At 54.5% G+C, this 2430-nt stretch carries 3 protein-coding genes; all 3 read left to right on the forward strand.

Going from position 1 to position 2430, the window contains the following annotated elements; all coding sequences use genetic code 11:
* The first annotated feature begins 131 nt into the window (after window positions 1-131).
* Genes birA through DBR46_RS03715 form a run of 3 tightly spaced genes read left to right on the forward strand, consistent with a single transcriptional unit; the run spans window position 132 to window position 2284 of the window.
* On the forward strand, window positions 132-1091 hold the full coding sequence (gene birA, locus DBR46_RS03705) for a bifunctional biotin--[acetyl-CoA-carboxylase] ligase/biotin operon repressor BirA (protein ID WP_124525075.1): 960 nt from the start codon (window positions 132-134) through the stop codon (window positions 1089-1091).
* Window positions 1081-1830, forward strand: a complete 750-nt coding sequence (locus DBR46_RS03710; RefSeq protein ID WP_124525076.1) for a pantothenate kinase — start codon at window positions 1081-1083, stop codon at window positions 1828-1830. The genes birA and DBR46_RS03710 overlap by 11 nt, the downstream gene beginning before the upstream one ends.
* A gap of 7 nt (window positions 1831-1837) precedes the next feature.
* Window positions 1838-2284 (forward strand): hypothetical protein, encoded by a 447-nt coding sequence (locus tag DBR46_RS03715; RefSeq protein WP_124525077.1) that lies wholly within the window; start codon window positions 1838-1840, stop codon window positions 2282-2284.
* Window positions 2285-2430 lie beyond the last annotated feature (146 nt).

Consider the following 2430-nt stretch of genomic DNA (forward strand, 5'->3'; position numbering starts at 1 on the left):
TTGTTTTGGGCGCGAGAAAAGCAGGCCAGGCGGTACTAGGCAGTGCTCGCTTGGCTGCTAAATCTTACGCTTTCTATGCAATGACCCAGCGCATGGCTATCATGCCTGCCTCATTGTGAGGCGATACTTGCATGCTGACGTTGTTAAAACTTCTGAAAGATGGCCGATTCCACTCTGGAGAGGCGCTAGGTGCTGCCCTGGGTGTTAGCCGCAGTGCTGTCTGGAAGCAGCTCCAGCACCTTGAGGCGGAATTGAGTTTGCCTATCCATAAGGTGCGTGGAAAGGGGTACCAACTTGCATCCCCTCTGGTGTTCTTGAGTGCTGAAGAAATTGCACTAAGGGCGCCTTCCTTGGGCTGGCCTATCCACATTTCCGACTCTATTGACTCCACCAATGCTGAAGCTTTGCGATTGGTTGCTGCTGAATGTCCAGCCCCGTTTCTAGTGCTAGCGGAACAGCAAACAGCGGGGAGAGGCAGGCGTGGCCGAACATGGGTCAGTCCGTATGCGCAGAATGTGTATTACAGCCTCGTATTACGCATTGAGGATGGTCTGCGACAGTTGGAAGGATTGAGCCTGGTTGTCGGCTTGGCGGTCATGCAGGCTCTGCGTGAGTCGGGTGTGCAGGGGGCTGCCTTGAAGTGGCCGAATGATGTCTTGGTTGGTCAGCAGAAAATTGCCGGCATCTTGCTGGAGTTAGTGGGGGATCCTGCGGATATTTGCCACGTTGTCCTTGGCATAGGCATTAATGTGAATATGCAGAAATCCGATGCTATAGACCAGCAGTGGACGTCAGTACAGCTTGAGACGGGCGCTCCAGTTGATCGCAATTCGTTGGTTGCGAGGCTGGGGCAGCAGTTGCTGAGCCATCTTGAGCGACACAAGGCTGGTGGATTTGCTGCGCTTCAGGGGGAGTGGGAGCGTAATCATGCGTGGCAAGGGCGGACGGTTTCCCTCATTGCCGGCGTCAATCAAGTTGATGGTGTGGTGCTGGGTGTCGATCGCCAGGGCGCCTTGCGTTTGAGTGTTGATGGTGTTGAAAAAATCTACAGCGGTGGTGAGTTAAGCCTGAGGTTGCGTGATGATTCTTGAGCTCGACTGTGGCAATAGCTTTATCAAGTGGCGGGTGCTTGATTCGAACTGGTCGGCGGCCTCCGCGGAGGGTGTCGTTGGCTCGGATATGGCGTTGATTGAAAGTCTGGTGGCCGTTCCTGGCTTGCTGCTCACGCGCTGCCGGTTAGTGAGTGTCCGGGCGCAGGAGGAGACCAGTAAGCTTGTACAGGCTCTGGAAGGGGCTTTTGGTGTTGTTGTCTCTTGCGCCTCTTCAGCACGAGAAATGGCTGGCGTGCGTAACGGCTATGAAGATTTCGAACGTCTTGGCCTTGATCGTTGGCTGGCGATGCTGGGGGGATTCAAGTTGGCGTCAGGTGCTTGCCTGGTGCTTGATTTTGGTACGGCGGCGACAGCAGATTTTATTGGTGCGGACGGCGAGCACTTGGGGGGATTCATTTGCCCAGGTATGCCTCTCATGCGTAATCAATTGCGCACGCACACCCGCAAGATACGTTACGACGATGCTGCTGCTGAGCGAGCGCTGGAGCGCCTCTCACCAGGTCGTACGACAGTAGAGGCGGTCGAGCGTGGCTGTACGCTCATGCTCAGAGGATTTGTGCTGACCCAGCTCGAGCTGGCTCGAAGCTACTGGGGTGACAGCTTTACGGTGTTCCTTACCGGGGGGGATGCTGAGCTGGTTTTGGATGCTGTGCCGCAGGCGCGCCTTGTCCCTGATCTGGTTTTCGTCGGTTTGGCGATGGCGTGCCCTTTGTCTTGAGGTGTTTATGCGTTGGCTGTTTCTACTTTTACTCGTCCTCAACGCCTTCTACTACGTATGGCATCAGCAGGAAGCACCGCTGCGCGCCAAGGATGTAACGCCCTTGAGTCTCTATCGGGGTTCTCAGCAGGATATTCGCTTGCTGAGTGAGTCTTCGGATGCGATTGCCAGGAGGGAGCGGTCAAAGGCCGCTGATCCGCAAAATACGTGTTTGTACATAGGTGGTTTTGTCGACCAGCGCCAGGCGCAGTCCGTCGAGCAGCGACTGATCAGCCTGGATATAAAGGCCAAGGTTCAATTGCTGAACACGCCTGAGGCCTCCGGTTACTGGCTTCGCGTGGCCCCTGAAAGTCGACGTCTGGCTGATGATCTGCCCTTTGAAAACCTTGCTAAGGAATTCAATGAGTTAAAACATAAAATAATGTTGTGCGAAGGCGTTGCAACTCTCGAATAGTTTGCATAGAATGGCGCCCGCTTCGCAGTGAAGACCTTTAAGGTCTACAAGGTGAAGCGAGCGTCAACGCAGCTAACCTCATATTTTTAAATGAGAAAATGCTTGACAGAAGGCCGGCGTGATGTAAAATGCCGGCTCGCTTAGGA

The sequence above is a fragment of the Pseudomonas sp. KBW05 genome, assembly GCF_003852405.1.
Lineage (GTDB): Bacteria > Pseudomonadota > Gammaproteobacteria > Pseudomonadales > Pseudomonadaceae > Aquipseudomonas.